Below are 21,988 nucleotides of genomic sequence, written 5' to 3'. Positions count from 1 at the left end.
AGATGGTCAATCTAGTGTGTCGTTCGGGTGACGGCGGCCCGGCATGCAAGCGTTGTGACCATGGCGATGATAACTCGTGTGCTGGTCGGTACCGAGAGGCTCGCAATCGAGGTCAGCGTGGTTGTTAGGGAGAACATGACGACGACGGGTAGCACCCAGCCAACGGCCAGCACCCATGGCGTAGCTAACCCACGGAGGCGGCCGGCGCCAGTTCGAAATTCTGTAACTGCGTCGTCGCGGAGTACCCAGCCGACGATCGCGAGGAACGCGAACAGGCCCACCGTCAGCATCACATCGACGACTGGTCCGGAGACGAACCGGAATGCCGGTCCGGCTAGCGCCAGCCCGCTGCCAGTCACTGCAATCAATAGTGTTACGAGCAGCGTTGACAGCCGCCGTGACATACCGTAGTTGTCGACGAGTGTCGCAACGGGGGTTTCGAGCAGATTGATACCGCTCGTTATAGCCGCCAGCAGGACGGTGAGGAAAAAGACAGTTGCAACGAGGGTGCCGCCAGGCAGGGAGCTGAACGCGGCTGCGAGCGCGACGAACAGCGCGCCGGGGCCGCCTCGACCCGGGCCGATCCCCTGGGAGATCAACAACGGGAGCACGACGAGCCCGGCGAGCACCCCGATCATCGTATTCGAAATCGCGATCGCGAGCGTGTCACGCGGGAGGGAGACGTCGTCGTCGAGGTACGAGGCGTACGTGAGCATCGCGCCGGCGCCTAACGAGAGCGTGAACAACGCCTGTCCGGCTGCAGGGCCGAGGATGTCGAAGAAGTGTGCCGCAAGGTAGTCGCCATCGAAGTCGAGGTAGAACGCGTAGCCAGCGGCGGTGTTGGGTTGGGTGGCTGTCCATACGGCGAGGCCACCGAGCAACACGACGACCGCGGGAAGCATAATTTTCGAGACGCGTTCGATACCGCGGCTCACGCCGAAATAGACGATTATGCCGATGATCGCGAGAAACAGCAAGTGAAACCCTACGGCCGGGAGACCATGGCTGGCGTGGCGGAAGTACTGCTGTGGCTGCGCGAAGTACGCACCCGACGGTGACAGTAGTGTATACCTGAGGACCCAGCCGCCGACCACTGAGTAAAACGACAGCATCACGACGGTTGTAACGACGTTGAATGCGCCCAGTGGTGTGCCCCATCGAGAGCCGATGAGCGAGCGGAGCGCACCGACTGGTGTTTGGCGGCCGCGTCGCCCGAGCACGAGTTCAGCGAGTAACCCGGGGACGCCAATCCCAACCACGAGCAGCAAGTACATCACGAGGAAGGCGCTGCCGCCGTTGTCAGCAGTCAACCACGGGAACCGCCAGATGTTCCCTAAGCCGGCCGCACTGCCAATGGCCGCAAGTACGAATCCCACGTTCGAAACCCACGAATCACGATCCATCAGTGTACAGCACTGGCCGCTGAAGTAGGAAGTCCGTGTTGATTCAGGGCTGTTTCATTCCGGGTTAGCCGGCGAGAACCGTCACGATATGTAGAGAGGCGGTGTGTCTTTGGGGATTTTGCTTCGAGGAGCGTGTCATAGAAGGCATCACGTACGAAGCGGCAGGGTGCGGAAAGTGTGTCCAACACCAGCGCAACCCTGCAAAATGTGGCTTCGGTAGACGACTTCTTGAATGCGGCGGCTACCGAAACAGTACCGCTGTTTGAATACCTTGAGTTCTGCTCTATTGAAAATGCGGTACGTGAGCGGGATCATAGTGTTTTGACGAGTTTCTTGAGGTTGTTGAGCGCGAACGAGAGGATGATCTCACGGAACTATCGGTACCAGAACTGCGAACGCAGGGGGGAGTCCTGCGTTCGCTTGATCGTTGAGTAGGAGGTTCCTGACATCCATCGCTATGAGTAGCCTTTTGCTTGGATGAGCGCGTTGTTGGCGACTGCTTTCGGAGTTGATCCACGGTAGTAAACGAGGTACTCAACGTCTAATGCGGCGATCTCGTATTCGGAGTACCAGTCCTGAAAACCATTGTCGGCAGCAACGGCCCGCAGGTCGTCCGCGTTCCGGCGGACGACCCGCGGGCCAGCCTTTGTGTCGTGCTCACGCCCGATACAGCAGTGAACGTCCAACACCGCCAGCGACTCCGTATCGGTTAATGTCGTTGCTTTCACCGTCTTCACCGTTTGTCCCCTCCGCTGGTAATAGTACTGTGAAGCGTGGAATCGCTCGAAGAACGTGCTGTCGAGCGAAACGTGGCCAGACTGCGGGTTTTGCTGCGCTGAAACGCGCAGCAACGCCCGCCAGATGTACATCTCGTATCGGTCGAACGAGTGGTAGAACGTGGTTGGATCGGGCGGAGCATCCGAGCTGATCCCAAGTCGGTCACACACTTCCGGCATGAGGCTGAGCCGATCTACGAGTTCGGCGTAGCTGTGGCCCTCTTCCTTCCGGATACAGTGCGCGACGATGTGAGCCTCGCGGGCAAGCCTACCCGAGTCGGGCTTGCCCGCTCGATTTCCTAACGCTTGTTTAGCTACACGTAGAGAACACCCTATATTAACAGCTCAGTCAGCAGTAGTCAGTCCGCCGTTACGGATCCGCTGGTGAGCCGGTCGTCGCTCCATGTAAAGTAGCTCGCTAGCGCAGGGCCAGTGACGTTGTGCCAGACACTGAACAGAGCAGGGATGAGCGCAGCCGCTGGGTCAAACAGTGACGCTGCGAGCGCGACCGCGAGCCCACTGTTCTGTAAACCGACCTCAAACGTGGTTGTCCGCACACGGTCTTTGGACATACCGAAAGCGGTACCAACGCCGTAGCCCGCGCCAAGGCCGATGCCATTATGAAGGACAACTGCGGCCAGCACAAGCGCACCTGCGGTGAGAATGTTGTCGATGTTCGCGCCCACCACGCCCGCGACGATAGCAACGATAGCGACAACGCTGATCACGGGGAAGATATCGACACCGATCTCCGCAGCCGTCGGTGAGTAGCGGTCAAGAACGTACCGAATCCCGAATCCAAGCACGACCGGGATGATAACGATCTGGACGATGCTGGTGAACATCTCTATGAACGTCACATCAATAGCCTCTCCAAGGATGAACAGCGTCCACGCGGGCATCACAATGGGTGCCGCGAGCGTCGTCACTGTCGTGATAGCAACGGAGAGTGCAACATCGCCGCGACCGAGATAGGTCATCACGTTCGACGCGGTGCCACCGGGCGCTGCGCCAACGAGAATAAGCCCAACGCCGATTGCGTCCGGCAGGTCGAAAAGAAGGTAGAGTCCGTACGCTGCCAGCGGCATCACGAGCCACTGCGTGACCGCACCGATACCGACATCAATGGGACGCTTAACGAGTCGCTGGAAGTCCTCTGGCTGAAGAGTCAGTCCCATCCCGAGCATAATGATGCCGAGCAGGGGGTTGACGTAGTCTAGTACTGGGACAAACGTATTCGGGTAGGTAAGTGCGAGGCCAGCCGCCGCGATCACCCAGACAACAAAGTACTTAGTTGCAACCTGTGCCGCCCGCGAAATCCCACTACTAACGCCCATGCGCACACAGGGTCAGTCCGTATGAACAAACCTTCGCTTACTGGCAGTATTGTGGCACGTCTCTTGTTTTTGCGCAACCAGATTAGAATAGAGAGCAACCGGCGTGAACGTACGACTGGTGCGGGCACACGACTGGATAGCTGGATCGGGCGGTTCCGACCTCGTTGTTCGCTTCGATCTAGTTGAGCCAGACACGCTTCGGACCTTCGCACTTGTGATAGTCGTCTACAGTAGCTTCTACTGGTTGAGCCTACCAAGAGCCATGTAGAAATGGGATAGTGAGGGGCCAACTTGGAGGCGGATTGGGGCGTATCGGTAGGCGAATCACGGATTCTACTACCCCGGAGCGTGGTTCACTACTGCGACCAACAATCCGCTTCCTATGAGTGTATTCAGTAAATCTTGATGTTGTATTTGGTGTGCAACAGCCACCAAACCGGTGTTTTTGTTACCTCCGAGGTCGAACTCTTGATATGACCGCTAAAACGAGTGACACGAACACGAAGGTTGCCCGAGTGATTCGGAAGTATGATCTCGACGGCATGGGCGCAAACTTGGAGACGGCGTGGACAGGTAAGTCGGGCGAGCGAACGAGTCTGCGGAACCTCGCCGACGAATTCAATGAGGCGGTGCTAGAAGCGGCTCTTCGCGAGGCGAACGTCTCATCGGTTAGTGTGAACGTTTCAAGCACGTATGACGCTCTCCAGAGCGAATCTAGATCGTCAAAGATGCGAGTACGCCGCCACCTTGAGCGTGAGGAAATCGACGTCGATGAGCTGACCGGAGATTTCGTTACCCACCAAGCTATCCACACGTACCTCACTGAGGAGCGTGAGGCAAACTTCCCCGGGCCGAGCGACGACATGGCAGAGCGGAAGATCGAGACTATCGAGAAACTGGAGGGTCGCGTGTCAGCCGTCGCTGAGACCGCTATCTCCTCGCTGGCAAACGCAGACGAACTGGATGACGATGGGTACGATGTACTTGTCGACGTGCGTGCTGTCTGCCCCTACTGTGGCGCAGATTTGCCGGTAGGAGAACTAATTCGTCAAGGTGGCTGCGGCTGTGGAGACAAATCCGAAGCCACTGATGAGTAAGTCGGGTCTCGGGTCGAGCCGTAGAGTGAGAAGACCAGTACATCGATCACGCTAACTGATGTCTATAGCGAGTCACGCCACTCTCCCGTGGCTGACGGGATTTCTCTGATGAGATGTAGCAGGTGTTCACTCCATCAGAACCGCAGATTTAACACCGCGACTGCCGTTTTTCGACCATATCGATGGCTCAGATCTCGAAACCCGCGGTCCGTGTCGATGTCCGGAACATCGGTGGCATCGACGAGGCGTCGGTGACACTCTCCGACGGCGTCTCGATTTTGACCGGGCGAAACGCGACGAATCGGACCTCCTTCCTGCAGGCGCTGATGGCCGGACTCGGCAGCCGCCAGAGCTCGCTGAAGGGCGATGCCGAGGAAGGCGACGTGACCCTCGAAATCGACGACGAGACGTACACGCGGACGCTACAGCGCCACGGCGACACCGTCGCGTTTGGCGGCGACCCCTACCTCGACGATCCGGAGCTGGCCGACCTGTTCGCGTTCCTGCTGGAGAACAACGAGGCGCGCCGGGCGGTGGCCCGCGGCGACGACCTCCGCGAGATCATCATGCGCCCGATCGACACGGACGCGATCGACGCGGAGATCCGCGAATGCAAGCGCGAACGCGACGAGCTGGAATCCGAGATCGAGAAACTTGACAGCCTCGAACGCGACCTCCCTGACCTCGAAGCTGACCGCCGCGAGAAACTCGAGGAGCTGGAGGAAGCCCAAGAAGAACTGGAGTCAGTCCGGGAGGAGCTCGACGAGCTTGAGGCCGGCGTCGAGGAGAGCCGGACGCGCAAAGAGGAGATGGAAGAGGCGTTCCAGCGGGTCCGGGATGCTCGCTCCGACCTCGACGACCTCGAGTTCGACCTCGAAACGGAGCGCTCGACGCTCTCGGAGCTGAAGGCGGAGCGCGAGGAGCTCCGGGAGACCGTCGAAGAGGCGGAGGAGCCCGACGAGAACGCGGACCGACTCGCCGGGCGCATCGACGAGCTGCGCCGCCGGAAACGCTCGCTCGACGACGAGGTCAACGAGCTCGGAAGCGTCATCGGGTTCAACGAGGACATGGTGGAGGGCTCCGGGATCGACATCGACGAGGGCACACCGGGTGACGACCCGACCGACGCACTGACCGCGGGTGACCAGACGGTCTGTTGGACGTGCGGGTCCGAAGTCAAGATCGACCAGCTCGAGGCGACCCTCGATCGGCTCCGTGAGCTCCGGTCTGACAAGCTCGACGAGCGCAACGAGCTCCGCGCGGAGATCCAGGAGCTCACCGACCGGCAGTCATCGATCAAGCAAGCCCACCGCGAGATCGAACGCACTGAGGAACGGCTCGACGCGGTCGAGACGGAGATCGAGTCAACCGAGTCGCGGATCGCGGACCTTGGGGAGCAGATCGAGTCGAAACGCGAGGAGATCGAGGAGCTGGAGGAGGAGGCCGAGTCGATAGACGCCGACGGCTATGACGAGGCGTTAGAGCTTCACCGCGAGGCGAACGGGATCGAGCTCCGAATCGAGCGTCTTGAAGACGAGATCGACGAGATCGACGAGGAGATCGACGAGCGAGAGGCCGCGATCGAGCGCCGCGAGGACCTGAAGGCCGAACGCGAGGAGCTCGCCGACCGGCTGACAGAGCTGCGGACGCGCGTCGACCGCATCGAGGAGAACGCGGTTGAGGAGTTCAACGAGCACATGGAGACGGTCCTCGACATCTTGGAGTACGAGAACCTCGACCGGATCTGGATCGAGCGCCGGGAGACCGAAGTCCGGGAGGGCCGCCGCAAGGTCACGCGGACTCGGTTCGATCTCCACATCGTCCGCTCGTCGCCCGACGGGACCGCCTACGAAGACACGGTCGATCACCTCTCTGAGAGCGAACGGGAGGTGACGGGGCTCGTGTTCGCACTCGCGGGGTATCTCGTCCACGATGTCCACGAGACAGTCCCGTTCATCCTGCTCGACTCGCTCGAAGCGATCGACTCCAATCGGATCGCTCGCGTCGTCGACTACTTCCGGACGCACGCCGACTTCCTCGTCGCCGCCCTCCTCCCGGAGGACGCTGCCGCCCTCCCCGATGAGTACGCCTACGTCGAACAGATCGACTGATTACCATCGTCAGGGAGTGTTCAGATACACAGATTATATGCGGAGAGAAGGATCTGAGCCACTCGTTTGCGGTTTCTGCGTCGGCGTTGCTGAAACAGTTTGAGAAGTAGTAGTTCTGCGTTTACCTCCCGGAGGTCACCTAGTCGAGTGAACTCCTGAGGATTTAATTAAAAATATAGTATTATGGACATAGTTGAGTATTAAATAAGAGCTGTTTTGGCTGTGTAGCGCATACTTAGTGATATCAACACAAGGTGGATATCCGTGGTTCGTGATTGGTGTCTACCACTCTACATATGAGTTCCCAATCTAAGAGTATCCTTGAGGCGTCAACCATCGTTGTTGCCGGCGACACGGCGTGGATAGCCGCGTACACTGATCGGCTCGATACAGAGTTTGATGCAACTGTTCACACAGTTTCGACAGCAGAGGCAGCGCAAGAGACTCTCAAACAGACTTCCGTTGACTGCCTCGTCACAAATTACAGCCTTCCTGAGACGACCGGTATTGATCTCATTCACCAAATTCGCGATATCACGACAACGCTTCCGATAATAGTAGGGACAGCAGATGGAAGCGAAGCTATCGCTAGCGAGGCTATCGAAGCGGGCGTCACCGACTACATCGCCGTTACCGATCCGCTCGATGAAACCGTTTCCGATGTGGTCCGGCGGACCGAACAGGCCCTCCGAGACGCCCAGCGATCGGCGACACAGCGCGAGCGCGCACGGCAGTTCGACTCTATCTTCCACGATACCAGATCGGCGACGTGGGTGCTTGATCCGGACGGCACGCTCACACGGGTTAACCAGGCTGCTCGCGATATGATCGACATCGACGCTGACGCAGTCGTCGGTGACCCCTTCTGGACACTCCCGTGGTGGCCGAGTGACACGCAGACCAGCGACGACATCCGCCGGCTCATCGAGACTGCGAAACGCGGCGGGTTCGGCCACGCTGTCGTCACGCAGAAGGCACAGAGTAGTGAGGTGATGTTGGAACTCTCCGTCCAGCCGGTCACCGACGAACGCGGCGACCTCGTCTCTATCATCGTCGACAGCGTCGACATCACCGACCGTGTCGATCTCGAACGGGAGCTGCGGCAGTCGGAGGAACTGCATCGCGTTACGCTCAACAACATGACTGACACTGTCCTTATGACCGACGAGGACGGCGAGTACACGTATGTCTGCCCGAACGTCCACTTCATCTTCGGATACACCGCTGACGAGATCCGGGAGTTAGGCACGATCGAGGACCTCCTCGGAGAGGATCTTTTCGACTGTGAAGAACTGGATGAGACGGGCGTCCTGAAGAACATCGAGACGACGGCGACGGACAAAGCCGGCCGCGAACACACCCTGCTGGTGAACGTCCGAGAGGTCTCCATCCAAGACGGTACGCTCCTGTACAGTTGTCGGGACATCACGAAGCGGAAACAACGGGAACAGGCGCTGGCAACGCTCCAAGAGACCGCTCGGGATTTTCTGTACGCCGAAACCCACCAGGAAATCGCTCAGCACGTCGTCGACGACACACCGGGCGTCCTCGGGCTTGATGCCAGCGCCGTCTACCTCTTCGATGCTGATGACAACCATCTCCAACCGGTGGCTCACTCGCAGGCGCTGCGAGACGCCTACGGCCCCCTCCCGGATGTCCACGCCGACGGGAGCGACCTCACCAGCCACAGTTTCGTCGAAAACGAGGCCTTGTTCTTCGACGACGTCCACGACGCAGACCGTCTCACTAATCCGGCGACTGACATCCGGAGTGCCGCCTACATTCCGCTTGGGAACCACGGCGTGTACCTGGCTGGGTCGACGGATGTCGGCGTTTTCGACGATGTCACTCGAGAGCTTGCCGACCTGCTGGCGGCGACCGCAGAGGCGGCCCTCGACCGCATCAGCCGAGAGTCCAAGCTCCGTGAACAGGACCGCGAACTCCAACGCCAGAACGACCAGCTCACTACGCTCAACCGAATTAATGAGACCATCCGTGAGATCGACCAGGCGCTCGTGGAAGCCGAGACTCGCGAGGAGATCGATCACACTGTCTGTAAACACCTCACCGCCGACGACCGCTTCCAGTTCGCGTGGATCGGCACACTCGACGATGCGGGGGAGGCAGTGACGCCGCAGGCGTGGGCTGGAACCGATCAGGGCTACCTGGATACCCAATCGTTCCCTGCCTCCGGAGAGGCAGTTGAGCCGGCTGGTCGAACGCCGACAACAGGCGAAGTGACGCATGTCTCGAACGTCGCGGCTGATCTCCATGCGGCCCCGTGGCGCAAGGACGCAATCTCTCGCGACTTCCTTTCTGTCTTGAGTGTTCCACTGGTGTATAACGACCTTTCGTACGGCGTCATGACCGTGTACACGGAGACACCCGACTCGTTCGACGAAACGATTCAGTCGGTCCTTTCGGAACTCGGGGAGACAATTGCTGCCGCGATCAGCGCGACTGAACGCAAGCGTGCGCTGCTCACAACTTCGTTGACTCGCGTCGAGTGCGAGGTCGACGATCCGTCGTTCGTACTTACGCAGTTGGCGGGTATCGCTGACTGTACGTTGACCTACGAGGGTGGTGTCCAGCAGACTGCCACCGGGAACTACGTGTTCGTCACCGTGGATGACGCACCGGTCGATGTCGTTGTCGACGCAACGGACGACCTCACGGTTGTCGAGGACGTCCAGCGGATTCGCGGCGGCGACACTGGCGGTGTGGTGCGACTCCGGCTGTCCGAGCCATTCATCGCGACGGAGCTCGCTGATCACGGAGCCGTCCTTCGGAGTGCGACAGCAACGGCGGCGGGTACAACGCTGGTCGTCGATCTGCCGGCGAGTATCGAAGTCCGACACGTAACCCAGTTCCTCGCTGATCGGTTCGGTGATATTGGCCTCGTGTCGAAGCAGACCCGCGAGCAGGCCTCCGAACATGGGTTCTACGCGTCCGTCCTCGATCGCCTGACGGACAGACAGCTCGAAGTTCTCGAGACGGCGTACTACAGCGGGTTCTTCGAATCACCGCGTAAAGCGGACGGTGAAGTTGTTGCAGGCTCGCTGGACATCTCGCCGCAAGCGTTCTATCAGCACATTAGAACCGCACAGCGAAAACTGTTCGCGGCACTCGTCGACGACCACATGCCGGTAGGGGCTCACCACACTGATTGACATCCTCCCCGCGCTGAAGCGCGAGGATTCCCACGGCACCGCGCCGTTGGGGTGGGATATTGTGGTTTACGACGTGACCTGTTCTTGAGGCGCGAACGCGCCAGTTTCCTTGTCAAACCGGAACGTCGATGGCTGTGCCAACCAGCCGTTACTCCTATTCACCGAGAGATTCGGTGAACTCGGAGATACTTTCTGTCGAATGTTCTCGGCTCCGTTCACGTCCGCGTTCGCCGTCGTCCCGCAATTGTCGCACACGTACAACCCGCGCTCGACACGATTCGCCTTCCGCTTGCGACCACAGCACGAACACGACTTCGACGTGTCGCGCTCAGACACCTTCTCAACCGTGATGCCTTCCATCTCGGCCTTATAAGTGAGCAGCTCCGTGAAGCGGTCGAACGCCCACGAGTGCAAGTCAAGATTCCCGTGTGTACCCCAGTCCTTCGACGCATCGGTCTCGTCGTCCTCACGGATGCCGGAGAGATCGCCGACCACAATCGTCGCCACATTCTCCTCGACACACCGCTGAACGATGTGTTTCGAGAGTGTGTGGAGGTAGTGCGTGCGCCGCCCCGATTTCTTCTGATTTAGCCGCGTGGCTTGCTCGGAGTTCGAGTCGTCACACCGAGCGAGTCGCTTGCTGAAGTAGTAGTCGTCCTGCTTCAGGCAGTTCAACGGGTACAGCTCGCTGTGATCGTCTTCGTAGGCGAGTGCAGCAAAGTTGTTGATACCGAGATCGATGCCGACAGTCTGCTCACCGGATGACTCAGACACGTCAACTTCCACCTTACAGACGAAGCGAAGTTTCCACTCATCGCCTGTCCAAACCGCCTTCACTTGTTGGACGTTCTCCACAGCGGAGAGGTCAACGTCGGGCCGGGTTTGGAATGCACAGAGGATGAAGTCGGACCAATACTCCTTGAGGTTCGACCCTTGAGAGAGTCGGACGCGGTTGTACTGGGTGTCGAGTTTGAAGCCGGCGGCTTTGAACGTGACCGTCGAGCGCGGGTGATCGTCGTTGTGCTTGCGGTAGCCGGGCGGGTTGGCTCTCGTGTCTCCGTTGCGCCGCTTTCCGTACCAGCCGTTGAACGCCTCAGCGAGTTCTTGAAGGACTCGCTGACTTGACTGAGAATGCAGGTCATCATAGCGTTCGTGTGACTTCAGGTAGGCGGTGAGTTCAGTGTGGTTTGGAATGTGACCGATTTCGTCCCAAATCCGGCTGCATGTCCACCGTCCGATGTTCCAGAGTTTCGAGGCTGCGAACCCGAGGGCGTCAAGATCGTCCGACACCTGTGACTGATTCCGAATGGAAGCAGTATAGGTGCGCGTGACGACCTGTTTTGCCATACGTAACCTATGACAGTATTCCTAGTTAATGGTGTGGATATTGGCACAGCGTGGAATATCCCGCCGTGTTATCAGGCAGTAGAATGTGGAGGAGTTGTCGGATTCATCCCCGCGCTGAAGCGCGAGGCTTTCTCCTTGATTCTCCCTGAAAATTCCTGCGCGTCTAGGATTCTTTCAAATCGCGCAGATGGTTGTATAGTAAATGTTGCTGGCAATGTTAGATTGGGTATTCAACTACTAACTATTCCCTGCTATCCTCATTATGGGGAAGTAGAGTACCCCGCACCACACTGCTGGGACTCTCAATTACCAATGAGAGATGTCGATCAGACCCTAGGTGAGGAATCGGCCTACGAGTGTTTCGAATGCGGGAACGTCGTCGTTGCAGAAGACAACCCTGGTTCGTGTCCGGACTGTGCCGGTGAGATGCGGAATCGACGCGTACCGATCGAATAACAATGGCTTCGGCATCAACAGCGACCGACGAGACATCGGAAGAACCGACCGAGGAGGAATCAGCCTTGGAGACCGCACGCCGGCAACTCCAGCACGCAGCTGATCACCTCGATATCGATCAGAACATTGTCGAACGCCTCAAACACCCCAAGAAAGTCCACGAAGTCACTGTCCCAATAGAGCGTGAGAATGGCGACGTCGAGGTCTACACCGGGTACCGGGCCCAACATGACAGCGTCCGCGGCCCGTACAAGGGCGGCCTCCGCTACCACCCGGAAGTCACGCGAGAGGAGTGTGTCGGGCTCGGGATGTGGATGACTTGGAAGTGCGCGGTGATGGACATCCCGTTTGGCGGCGCGAAAGGCGGTATCGCGGTAAATCCCAAGGATCTGACCGACGACGAGAAAGAGCAACTGACCCGGCGGTTCACCGACGAAATTCGAGCAGTCATCGGCCCGACCAAAGACATCCCCGCGCCCGACATGGGGACGGACCCGCAGACGATGGCGTGGCTGATGGACGCCTACTCGATGCAGGAGGGCGAAACCATCCCCGGCGTCGTCACGGGGAAACCGCCAATCGTCGGCGGCAGCAAGGGACGTGATGGGGCGCCGGGGCGAAGCGTCGCCATCATCGCTCGGGAGGCGATCGACTACTACGGCAAGGATATCAAGGAAGCTGACGTCGCCATCCAAGGGTACGGTAGCGTCGGATCAAACGCTGCCCGTCTGCTTGACGACTGGGGGGCAAACGTAGTCGCCGTCAGCGATGTCAACGGTGGTGTCTACGATGCCAACGGCCTAGATACACACTCTATCCCCTCTCACCATGAGGAGCCTGAGGCTGTGATGGACCACGGGGCGCCCGAAACTGTGAGCAACGAGGAACTGCTGGAACTCGACGTCGACCTGATGATTCCGGCCGCGATCGGCAACGTGCTGACGGCGGACAACGCCGACGATATTGCTGCGGACATCATCATCGAGGGCGCGAATGGTCCAACCACGACGACGGCGAGCGCCATTTTCGCCGAACGCGAGATCCCGGTCGTCCCGGATATCCTTGCCAACGCTGGCGGGGTTACCGTGAGTTACTTCGAGTGGCTCCAAGATATTAATCGGCGGTCGTGGTCGCTGGAGCGCGTCAACGACGAACTCGAGACGGAGATGCTGACAGCTTGGCAGGATGTCCGCGAGGAGTTCGAAGCACGGGACGTGACGTGGCGTGACGCAGCGTACATCGTTGCACTCTCACGCATTTCTGATGCTCATGAGGCACGCGGGCTCTGGCCATAGTTCTGCCAGCCCCCGATTTTGGGAGTCGATGCCCGTCGTATGCTTATCTAGCGGCTGTGGGATCGTCTCAAATACAGGGAGATGTCATTGTTGTCCACCCGAAGATAGTGAAAACGACTGTCATACACAATGAATGTAGCAAATAGATGATAGCGGACGTGACCGATACGATTGTCAATCTCACAACGACTGTTTTTGTCCTCTCGACGATGCTCGCTGTGGGGTTAGATCTCTCAATCGGGCAGCTACGGGAGGCAATGGGGAGACGGCGCCTCATGACGAAGTCACTGCTAGTGAATCTTATCGTCATCCCGGCACTTGCATACCTGCTTGTGTATAGCATACCGATGGTGCCCAGTTATGCTGCCGGCGTGGTGTTACTCGCGGTGTCGCCCGGTGCTCCCTTCGGACCGAAACTCGCTGAAATTTCCGACAGCGATCTCGCATTTGCGAGCGGTCTCATGGCTATCCTTGCCGTCGTATCAGTCGTGACTATCCCGGTAAGCTTGGCACTCTTGCTCCCCGGAAACGTTTCCGTCGATCCGGTCGCTATCGGCCGGCTCGTTTTTGGTGTCCAGCTCGTCCCCCTGCTTGCCGGCTTCGTAGTCACGTACCGATCGTCGCCCGCAGCCGATGCACTCTACTCACCGGTACAGCGGCTCTCCAATTACTCGTTTATTCTGCTCATCGTCGTCCTGTTGACCGTCTACATCGACGACATGGCGGCCCTCGTCGGAACGGGTGCGCTGTTCGTTTCGAGTGTGATCGTCGCCGGTTCTCTGGCGGTTGGATACGTCTTTGGCGGCCCAGCGAGATCCACGCGCGAAGTGCTGGCGACGACGACTGCTGCCCGGAACGCCGCTGTCGCGCTCTTCATCGCGACCGCCGGATTCTCCGACCCCGGCGTGCTCACGGTCGTCCTCGCGTTTTCGTTCCTCGGTGTCGTCGCATCGGCGTTGCTCGCCACAATCTGGAGACGCCGCACGACCAGCTGATAGATTCTCCAGAAACGACGAGGGAGTAACATCGGACGCGAGGTGGCGATTGCGTTACTGATTAGTCGCGTTGCGTCCCGATGTTCTGTGCTGTCGGGAGATCCCAGTTATAGATTACTGCGACCAATCGGGTTCCAACGGTCACGACCGCGCATATCACTGCTGCTGTCCCTCCAGCACCACCGATAGTCTCGACCAGCCAGTAGGCGGTACCGCCGAGGACAGCACAACTCGCGTAGAAATCCTCGAAGAGGATGAACGGGGACCGATCGAGGAGAATATCTGCAAACGCTCCGCCACCGACGGCGTTGATCGTTCCAACCGCAACGATCCCGAATGCTGAGAGACCCGTTTCAGTTGCGACGATCGCTCCGGCTGTGGTAAAGGCAGCGAGACCGATGGCGTCTGAGACAAGAGTGACCGGATGTGTCTCCGGAGAGGACAGTAGGGCGTTCAGCGAAACTGCTAAGCCGACCCCGAGGAGCGCTAGACTGATCTCGATTGGAGACTGGAGCACGAGCGGAACGCGCGCGACGAGGAGGTCGCGGGTCGTGCCGCCGGCGAACGCCATCGCTAGCCCGACGACTGCGACTCCGAACAGGTCGAACTCCTCGCGGATCGCTTTCGACGACCCGACGAGTGCGAACGCAACTAAGCCGATTGTGTTCATGACGGCAAACGGATCGCCGAACAAGATCGAAATAACGCCCTGACTCACTATAGACCGCTACGAGCGCGAGAATATTGAGTGTGCCGCAATCGCGAGAGAGAGTATCGAAAGGCTTCTCGACACGGTGACCGAAATCGGCGTGATGTCGTGGCTTATCCTCTTTGTTGCCGGCCTGTTTGAGATTGCGTGGGCTATCGGATTGGAGTACTCCGACGGCTTCTCGGAGCCAATACCGACGGCGGGAACCGTCGCCGCGCTTGTCATCAGCATGGTATTGCTGGGGAAGGCGGTACAGGACCTCCCGATCGGAACTGCCTACGCCGTGTGGACCGGAATCGGTGCCGTCGGGACTGCCTCGCTCGGTATCGTCCTGTTCGATGAACCGGCAACCGGTGCTCGTCTCTTGTTCATCTCCGTGATCGTCTGCGGGATCGTCGGGCTCCACCTCGTCTCCGGCGGTCACTGAGGCATTCGTGGTATCGCTCCGATCAATTGTCTTCCATCCGTTGAGGTTCCAAATTATAACTTTCAAGTACAACTACTATTACTGTTATATATGGAATGGAACTAGGTGTTACAGATCGAATTCAGTGGATCCACCGACGGATGCACCGAACTAGATCCGAATCGATATCCGGCACTAAATGGGTTATAGAGAGAATTCGGCGTCTAATGCTGTATAGATCTCAAGAGTTCTTACCAAGGATACACTTGACCCGACACCGTTTTCTAGTAACATTCAGATAAAATTGGATTATCAGATAAAATATGTTTTGAATGTATATTCAGAAAATAGAAACATAACTCTACCGGCCGACAACCCCGAGAAACCTATCCGCCTCTCGACGATCCATCGAGGACCTATCGTTCAACAATATCGAACGACGATCGACATGAATTACAGTAGTACGGTTGTAATGGTACCCGAGTCAGTAGCGCCGGGACTGGAGTTCGATCACGGTCGCGGCTCGCTGTAGCACGAACAGCAGTCCGTCTTCGAGACGTTCGGTGTCAGCCCGGTGGTTGGCCGGCGATCGAGTTCGAAATGTACCCAGTAGGCGGTCCCGTCGGGGATCGGAACGGCGATGGACGTGATACCATTGTTCCGTCGAGCCAGCGCATTTCGGCGAACTCTCCGGTCGGTGCGTCGTCCGAAGCGTTGTCGAGAATCTTGAAGCGGTCCTTTCGGACATCACTCTGATCCGCTAGCCCCGAAACCCCGTACGGGTCCATCTCGTGGACTGATTCAATGAGGTTGAACGCGTGGTTACGGGGCTGCTGCGGTCGTAACCTTTCGGCAGGTTTGTGTTCTCATCTTTACAGCCAGTATCTGTGCCATCAGAGAACAATCCGTTATCTCGATGAGTACTGCTGTTCAACATTATTGACCAATATGTGTCTCCGAGAGCGACGGGGAGAACTCACCTGAGTTTCGGCTGCTTCGGAGGTGGGGTCGATCACCGTTCAGCGGTGTCGCTCGACGCCTACCGAGCGAGGAGACAGATTCAGCGCGTGCCCTCCAAGATAGGAAAGATATTTATAATGTTTGTATATAACTATGTGAGTATGGAACGTCATGCCATAGGGGAGAGACTGCTGAATGTGTCTGACCCAGAGATCAGGACGAATCACGGTGAGTGAGCATGTCGGAGAGCTACTCTGCGTCTTTCAATTGGTCGAAGCTGCTGACGCTGGTGTTGATCGGGATCATCCCTTCTTTTTCTGGCGCGCTGATCAACCCGACCATCCCCGCGATTCAACAGACATTCTCACACGTACCGAACTCCGAGACCCTGGCACAGCTCGTCAGCACGACGTCGGCGTGGATCGTTATCGTCGTTGCACCCCTCACGGGCTACCTACTCGACAAGTACGCCCGAAAGCCGATTCTGATCGCCGCGGTCATCATCTATGGGGCCGGGACGAGCGTCGCGTTCTTCCTCGATTCGATCTACCTGATCCTCGCGACTCGTATTCTCGACGGCATCGCCGTCGGCGCGCTCATGGTGACTGTCCCGACGCTCATCGCCGACTACTACTCGGGCGGTCGCCGCGAGTCGGTCATGGGGTACTACGGTGCCGTGCAGGCGGGCGGCGGCGCCGTCGCGGCAGTCCTCGGGGGCTACATCGCGGGGACTCTCGGCTGGCGGTACATCTTCCTCGTCTTCGGTGGGGCGCTGCTGTTCGTCCCGCCGATCCTCCGGCTCCTGCCCGAACCAGACGTCAAGGAGTCCCAGCGCGACGACGAGATCAGCCGGCTTGAGGCCGTGGCGAAGATCGTGCGAGAGTCGCCTGTGAAGGTTATCGCTGGGATCTACTTCCTCGTGATATTCGGTATGCTGACGAACAACCTCATCATGATTGAGGTCCCGTACTTCCTCCAGGACGCGCACGCGGTGAGCGACTCCCAGACCGGTCTGATCATCTCGGGCGTCATGATCGCCAGCGTGGTCATGGCCTCGATGTACGGCCGCATCAAACAGCACTTTCGGCATATTACACTCGTCACGGCCGCATTCACCTTCGCGGCGGCGGGATTCCTCCTGTTCAGCTCCGCGGAGCTCTTCCCGGTCGTCCTCGTCGGCATCATCGTCGCCGGCGGGATGGGAATGGGCCTCCTCCTTCCCACGGTGAACGACTGGGTCGCATCGATCGTCCAAGAAGAAGTCCGTGGACGGGCGCTCAGCGGCGTGACGATGATGATGTACGGCGGGTTCGCCCTCTCACCGTTCGCCCCGATGCCGCTGGTCGACGCGTTCGGACGCGTGGGGATGCTCCGAACCACCGGCTTCCTCCTGCTCATCGTCGCGGGCGCCCTCGTGACGACCTGGTTCGTCAGCCGATCCACTGCGCCGCCGACGCCGGACGGAACGCTCTCTGACGACTGAGCCGCGGACGCGACCGGCGATACCCGGTCACACACTCCGTCACGTTCCACTCGATCTGGACGAGTTCTCGCAGGCGTCCATTTGTTCCATATTCCAACATCCAGAAATATAAATTTACTTATAACAGGTGAACGAAGTAGTTCTCGTGACCATCGAGACAGTATTGCTGCCAGTCAGCGACTCGGACGAGGACCGACTCAACCGGCTCATCGACACCGTCTTAGAGATCGCCGCCCCGACCGACGCCACCGTCGTGGTGGCGCACGCCATCCCGGAGCAGGACGACGGCGTCGTGACCACGATACCAGCGATAAGCGGTGGAAACTACCCCCAGACTCTCTCTCAGCCCGAGTACGACGACCTGCTCGATCGGTACTCCGACAGTGATCACTCCGTCGACGAGGTCGTCTCGGAACACGAGACGGTCCAGTCGGTGACGGACCGCCTCGACGAGGCCGGCGTCGAGTACGAAGTTCGCGGCGCGGTCGGCGACCCCAGCGAGGCGATCCTCGAACTCGCCGGGGACATCGACGCCGACCGATTTGTTATCGGCGGCAGCCGCCGGACGCCGACCGACAAGGCCGTGTTCGGAAGCCTGTCACAGACGCTGCTCCTCGAGGCGCCCTGCCCCGTAACGTTCGTTCACGGTGATTGACGGCGACGACCGCACACGGGCGAGCGCCTCGCGAGTGCGATGGGACCGACCGCTTTCTCAAAGCATTTGTAGCAGCGGCAATGACTCGGAGGTGGATGCCAATAGCTAGCGAGAACTACGTCGATGGAGAGTGGACGGCTTCCGAGACGGGCGAGACGTTCGCCGTTCGAAACCCGGCGGAGCCGTCGTCGATCACCGATCGGTTTCAGGCCTCCGCGCCCGGCGACGTCGAGACCGCGGTTGAGGCCGCGGTCGACGCGCAAGAGGAATGGGCCGACACGCCCGGCCCGGACCGCGGCGACGTCTTGAAACGCGCGAGTGAATGCCTCGAAGCGCGGAAGGAGTCAGCAACTGAGAAACTCGTCCGGGAGGAGGGAAAGACGCGCTCCGAGGCCGCCGGCGAGGTCCAGCGCGCGATCGATATCTTTGCCTACTACGCCCAGAAGTGTCTCGACCTCGGTGGGATCAGCAAGTCCGCGAGCGGACGGAATACTGAGTTGTACACCAAACGCGAACCACTCGGGACTGTCGCACTGATCACCCCGTGGAACTACCCGATTGCCATTCCGGCGTGGAAGCTCGCGCCGGCGTTAGCCGCGGGCAACACGGCTGTCATCAAGCCCGCCTCCGCCGCGCCGGGCATGACGGCGGTTCTCTTCGAGTGTCTCGACGAGGCCGGACTCCCGGACGGGGTCGCGAACATGGTGACCGGTTCAGGAAGCGACGTCGGGACGCCGCTTACCGAACACGACGATGTCGACGGCGTTTCGTTCACCGGCAGCACCGCCGTGGGGACCAGCGTCGCTCGGAGCGCAGCGAACGATCTCAAGCGCGTCCAGTGCGAGATGGGCGGAAAGAACCCGACCGTCGTGATGCCGAGCGCCGACATCGACGAGGCCGCGGAGATCCTCGGGGTCGGGGCGTTCGGGACGACGGGGCAGTCGTGTACCGCGGCCTCCCGCGCGATCGTTCACGAGGACGTCTACGACGAGTTCGTCGAAGCGGTGGTCGCGTACGCCGACGGCGTCGCGATCGGACCGGGCCTCGACGACCCCGACATGGGGCCGCACGTCTCCGAGAGCGAGCTCGAATCGACGCTCGAGTACGTCGAAGCGGGGGAAGATGAGGACGCGACGCTCGAAACCGGCGGTGAACGGCTCTCCGGCGGCGAGTACGGCGACGGCTACTACGTCGAGCCGGCGGTGTTCTCCGACGTCGACAGCGACATGCGGATCGCACAGGAGGAGATCTTCGGACCGGTCCTGTCGGTCATCGAGGTGAGTGACTTCGAAGAGGCGCTTGCTGTCGCGAACGACGTCGAGTACGGGCTGTCGGCGAGTATCGTCACGCAGGACCTCACCGAGGCCGACGAGTTCGTCGACCGCGTCGAGGCGGGCGTCGCGAAGGTCAACGAAAAGACGACTGGACTGGAACTACACGTCCCGTTCGGCGGGTACAAGAACTCCTCGACGAACACGTACCGCGAGCAGGGTGACGCCGGTCTCGACTTCTTCACGTCGACGAAGACGGTGTACCGGAACTACTGACCGTATCGTCTGCTCGCGACTCGCCGGCGAACCGATTCGGCAGTTGTGACCCACCAACGATGGGTTTAACAACGATGGGCGTATCATGTGACATGATGCCAACGACGGCAGCACAGGTTAAACAGCGGCTGCGAGATGTCGCAGTCGGAGTGCTCACGCCCTTCGACAAGCAGCGAGCGATTGAATACCGGAAGATGGAGGAGAACGCGCGGACCCTCTACGACGAGGGGATGCGGACGTTCCTGGCGGCCGCGAACATCAGCGAGTACCACTCCCTGTCACGGCGGGAGCGGATCGAGAGCGTCGAGACGGTGGTCAAAGCGGTCCCCGCGGACGCGTGCGTCCTCGCCGGCGTCGGCGGGAGCACGGCCGACGCCCTAGAACTGATCGAGGAGTACGACCGGGTCGGCGCCGACGCGATGATGATCATGCCGCCGGACCACACCTACCTCCACGAACGGGGGTTATTGGACTACTACCGCGAGCTCTCGGCGGCCACCGAGGCGCCTCTTGTCCCGTACGTTCGCGGGTTCGACCCCTCGGCCGAATACCTCGCCGACCTCTCTCGGGTCGACGGCGTGGTTGGAGTCAAGTACGCCTTGGAGGACCCGGTGAAGTTGGGCGAGGCGATCCGCGCCGGCGACGACGACGTGATCTGGGTCAACGGGCTCGCGGAGCCGTACGCGGTGTCCTTCTGGGCCGAAGGCGTCGAGGGTTTCACGGCCGGCGTGAGCAACTTCCGACCTGAGGTCGGCCGTGAGCTGTTCGACGCGCTCACCGAGGGTGACTGGGAGCGCGCCCGCGAGCTCAGGGACATCTGTCTCCCGTACCAGCGACTCAGAGGCGAGAGAGGGCAGAACAACGTGCTCGCGGGAGCGATCAGCGTTCCGGCTGTCAAGAAGGGCCTCGAACTCGCCGGGCTACACGGCGGTGAGGTGCGGGAGCCTATCCGCCCGCTTCCGGCCGAGGCGGCCGACCGAGCCGAAGCGATCTACGACGAACTGGACGGCGATATCGATCGACTCATCGACTGACCGGACGACTCCCGAAGTGATCGTCGCCGATGTTCCGCCGGACGACACGGCAAAATGAGGACACACTACCATGACACAAGACCACGATATCACGCAGCAGGATCGACCGAAAACGGAAACAGACCAGCTACCGCTCAGGACCGGTCTCCGAACCCGGACGCTGTCTGACGACCGCCTCGCGTTCTGCCGGCAGATCGGCGTCGAGGACGTGTTCCTCGATCACCGGTCCCCGCGCGGCGACGTGTTCGAGGACGAGGGGAGTGGAGACGACGAGACGATCACCATCGACGACGGTGTCGTCCCGAGCGTGTCGGAGCTCGTTCAGGCCCGCCGTCGCGCGGAGGACGCCGGACTCCGACTGATGGGGATCCAGTCGCTGAGCTACAACGTCTACGGGAAGATCATGCTCGGCAAGGACGGAAAGGAGAGCCAGCTCGACACGATCAAGCGGCTGATCCGGAACCTCGGAAGCGCCGACATCCCGATCCTCGGCTATCAGTGGAATCCTCGCGGGGTTGTTCCGATGCGGACCTCTCAGACCGTCCGACTGCGCGGCGGCGCGCGGGGGAGAGAATTCGACATCGACGACCTCGACGCGCCGTACGAGCCCGTCGACGACTTGGAGCGCGAGTACACCGAAGCGGAGCTGTGGGACAACTACGAGGCGTTCTTAGAGGAGATTCTCCCCGTGGCGGAGGAGGCCGGCGTGCGGCTGGCTCTCCATCCGGCGGATCCGCCGACGGTGGAGCAGCTCGGGGGGATCCCGCGCCTGTTCAGAAACTTCGAGGCGTTCCGTCGGGCGATGGAACTCGTCCCGAGCGACAATCACGGACTCAAGCTCTGTCTGGGCTGCTTCTCGGAGATGCCGGACGCCGACATCGAGGAGGTGATCTCGTACTTCGGTGAACGCGACGAGATCGTGTTCGTCCACTTCCGCGACGTCGTGGGAACGTGGCCGCGGTTCACCGAGACATTCCTCGACGACGACCGGAGCAACTTCAATCCGGCGGCCGCGATCGAGCGGCTCCGCGAGGTGGGGTTCGACGGGGTCATGGTCCCGGATCACGTCCCCGAGGTCGTCGGCGACACAGAGTGGGGTCACCGGTCGCGCGCCCACGCTGTCGCCTACCTGAACGGTATCCTGTCGTGTACCGAGGGCGAGGGACGGTGAATCGACGCGTCTCACCGGTATCTCACGGTTCCAATC

The 21,988-nt window shown here is 59.9% G+C and carries 16 protein-coding genes and 3 pseudogenes; 13 read left to right on the top strand and 6 right to left on the bottom strand.

All coding sequences use genetic code 11. The features are described 5' to 3' along the window. Positions 1–11: 11 nt before the first annotated feature. Positions 12–1,406, bottom strand: a complete 1,395-nt coding sequence (locus BN903_RS05680; RefSeq protein WP_048076815.1) for a sodium-dependent transporter — start codon at positions 1,404–1,406, stop codon at positions 12–14. A gap of 174 nt (positions 1,407–1,580) precedes the next feature. On the opposite strand from BN903_RS05680, the pseudogene BN903_RS16495 reads away from it, so the two are divergent. After that, positions 1,581–1,682 (top strand): annotated as a pseudogene (locus tag BN903_RS16495) (IS5/IS1182 family transposase); the annotation flags it as partial. 32 nt (positions 1,683–1,714) lie between these two features. Here BN903_RS16495 and BN903_RS05675 read toward each other — a convergent pair. After that, positions 1,715–2,515: pseudogene (locus BN903_RS05675) on the bottom strand (transposase). 23 nt (positions 2,516–2,538) lie between these two features. Further along, positions 2,539–3,516 carry a bile acid:sodium symporter family protein gene (locus tag BN903_RS05670; protein WP_048076814.1) on the bottom strand — a complete coding sequence of 326 codons (978 nt, stop codon included), beginning with the start codon at positions 3,514–3,516 and terminating at the stop codon, positions 2,539–2,541. A 473-nt stretch (positions 3,517–3,989) separates the two neighbouring features. On the opposite strand from BN903_RS05670, the gene rdfA reads away from it, so the two are divergent. Beyond that, positions 3,990–4,613, top strand: a complete 624-nt coding sequence (gene rdfA / locus BN903_RS05665; RefSeq protein ID WP_048076813.1) for a rod-determining factor RdfA — start codon at positions 3,990–3,992, stop codon at positions 4,611–4,613. 182 nt (positions 4,614–4,795) lie between these two features. Next, positions 4,796–6,724, top strand: a complete 1,929-nt coding sequence (locus BN903_RS05660) for an archaea-specific SMC-related protein (protein WP_048076812.1) — start codon at positions 4,796–4,798, stop codon at positions 6,722–6,724. A 43-nt stretch (positions 6,725–6,767) separates the two neighbouring features. Here the strand turns inward: BN903_RS05660 and BN903_RS18700 are convergent. Further along, positions 6,768–6,847: pseudogene (locus BN903_RS18700) on the bottom strand (IS6 family transposase); the annotation flags it as partial. A 173-nt stretch (positions 6,848–7,020) separates the two neighbouring features. Here BN903_RS18700 and BN903_RS05655 point away from each other — a divergent pair. Then, on the top strand, positions 7,021–9,894 hold the full coding sequence (locus BN903_RS05655; RefSeq protein WP_048076811.1) for a bacterio-opsin activator domain-containing protein: 2,874 nt from the start codon (positions 7,021–7,023) through the stop codon (positions 9,892–9,894). 66 nt (positions 9,895–9,960) lie between these two features. Here the strand turns inward: BN903_RS05655 and BN903_RS05650 are convergent, their stop codons facing one another. Further along, positions 9,961–11,241, bottom strand: a complete 1,281-nt coding sequence (locus tag BN903_RS05650) for an RNA-guided endonuclease TnpB family protein (protein ID WP_048076810.1) — start codon at positions 11,239–11,241, stop codon at positions 9,961–9,963. Positions 11,242–11,250: 9 nt separating this feature from the next. On the opposite strand from BN903_RS05650, the gene BN903_RS18695 reads away from it, so the two are divergent. From BN903_RS18695 to BN903_RS05640, 3 genes are all read left to right on the top strand, one after another. Next, positions 11,251–11,697, top strand: coding sequence for a rubrerythrin-like domain-containing protein (locus BN903_RS18695; RefSeq protein ID WP_394296244.1), 447 nt, complete (start codon positions 11,251–11,253; stop codon positions 11,695–11,697). Between the two features lie 2 nt (positions 11,698–11,699). Continuing rightward, the gene (gene gdhB, locus BN903_RS05645) at positions 11,700–12,992 is read left to right on the top strand and encodes a glutamate dehydrogenase GdhB (RefSeq protein ID WP_048076809.1); all 1,293 of its coding nucleotides are present in this window, start codon (positions 11,700–11,702) and stop codon (positions 12,990–12,992) included. Between the two features lie 146 nt (positions 12,993–13,138). Continuing rightward, positions 13,139–13,987 carry a bile acid:sodium symporter family protein gene (locus BN903_RS05640; RefSeq protein ID WP_048076808.1) on the top strand — a complete coding sequence of 283 codons (849 nt, stop codon included), beginning with the start codon at positions 13,139–13,141 and terminating at the stop codon, positions 13,985–13,987. A 61-nt stretch (positions 13,988–14,048) separates the two neighbouring features. Here BN903_RS05640 and BN903_RS05635 read toward each other — a convergent pair whose 3' ends face one another. Then, on the bottom strand, positions 14,049–14,657 hold the full coding sequence (locus BN903_RS05635) for a trimeric intracellular cation channel family protein (protein WP_394296243.1): 609 nt from the start codon (positions 14,655–14,657) through the stop codon (positions 14,049–14,051). 142 nt (positions 14,658–14,799) lie between these two features. Between BN903_RS05635 and sugE the strand changes: the two genes are divergently transcribed. From sugE to BN903_RS05600, 6 genes are all read left to right on the top strand, one after another. Further along, complete coding sequence (gene sugE, locus BN903_RS05630; protein WP_048076937.1) at positions 14,800–15,123, top strand: quaternary ammonium compound efflux SMR transporter SugE; 324 nt, start codon at positions 14,800–14,802, stop codon at positions 15,121–15,123. A gap of 1,177 nt (positions 15,124–16,300) precedes the next feature. Continuing rightward, entirely contained in the window at positions 16,301–17,545 is a 1,245-nt protein-coding gene (locus BN903_RS05620; RefSeq protein ID WP_052334920.1) for an MFS transporter, read from the top strand. A gap of 127 nt (positions 17,546–17,672) precedes the next feature. Beyond that, entirely contained in the window at positions 17,673–18,200 is a 528-nt protein-coding gene (locus BN903_RS05615) for a universal stress protein (RefSeq protein ID WP_228841029.1), read from the top strand. Between the two features lie 95 nt (positions 18,201–18,295). Next, on the top strand, positions 18,296–19,747 hold the full coding sequence (locus BN903_RS05610; protein ID WP_048076804.1) for an aldehyde dehydrogenase family protein: 1,452 nt from the start codon (positions 18,296–18,298) through the stop codon (positions 19,745–19,747). Positions 19,748–19,842: 95 nt separating this feature from the next. Further along, positions 19,843–20,781 carry a dihydrodipicolinate synthase family protein gene (locus tag BN903_RS05605; protein ID WP_048076803.1) on the top strand — a complete coding sequence of 313 codons (939 nt, stop codon included), beginning with the start codon at positions 19,843–19,845 and terminating at the stop codon, positions 20,779–20,781. Positions 20,782–20,851: 70 nt separating this feature from the next. Continuing rightward, on the top strand, positions 20,852–21,952 hold the full coding sequence (locus BN903_RS05600) for a mannonate dehydratase (protein ID WP_048076802.1): 1,101 nt from the start codon (positions 20,852–20,854) through the stop codon (positions 21,950–21,952). Positions 21,953–21,988: the final 36 nt, after the last annotated feature.

This window comes from Halorubrum sp. AJ67 (genome assembly GCF_000513435.1).
This window is presented reverse-complemented; position numbering and strand designations above follow the sequence as displayed.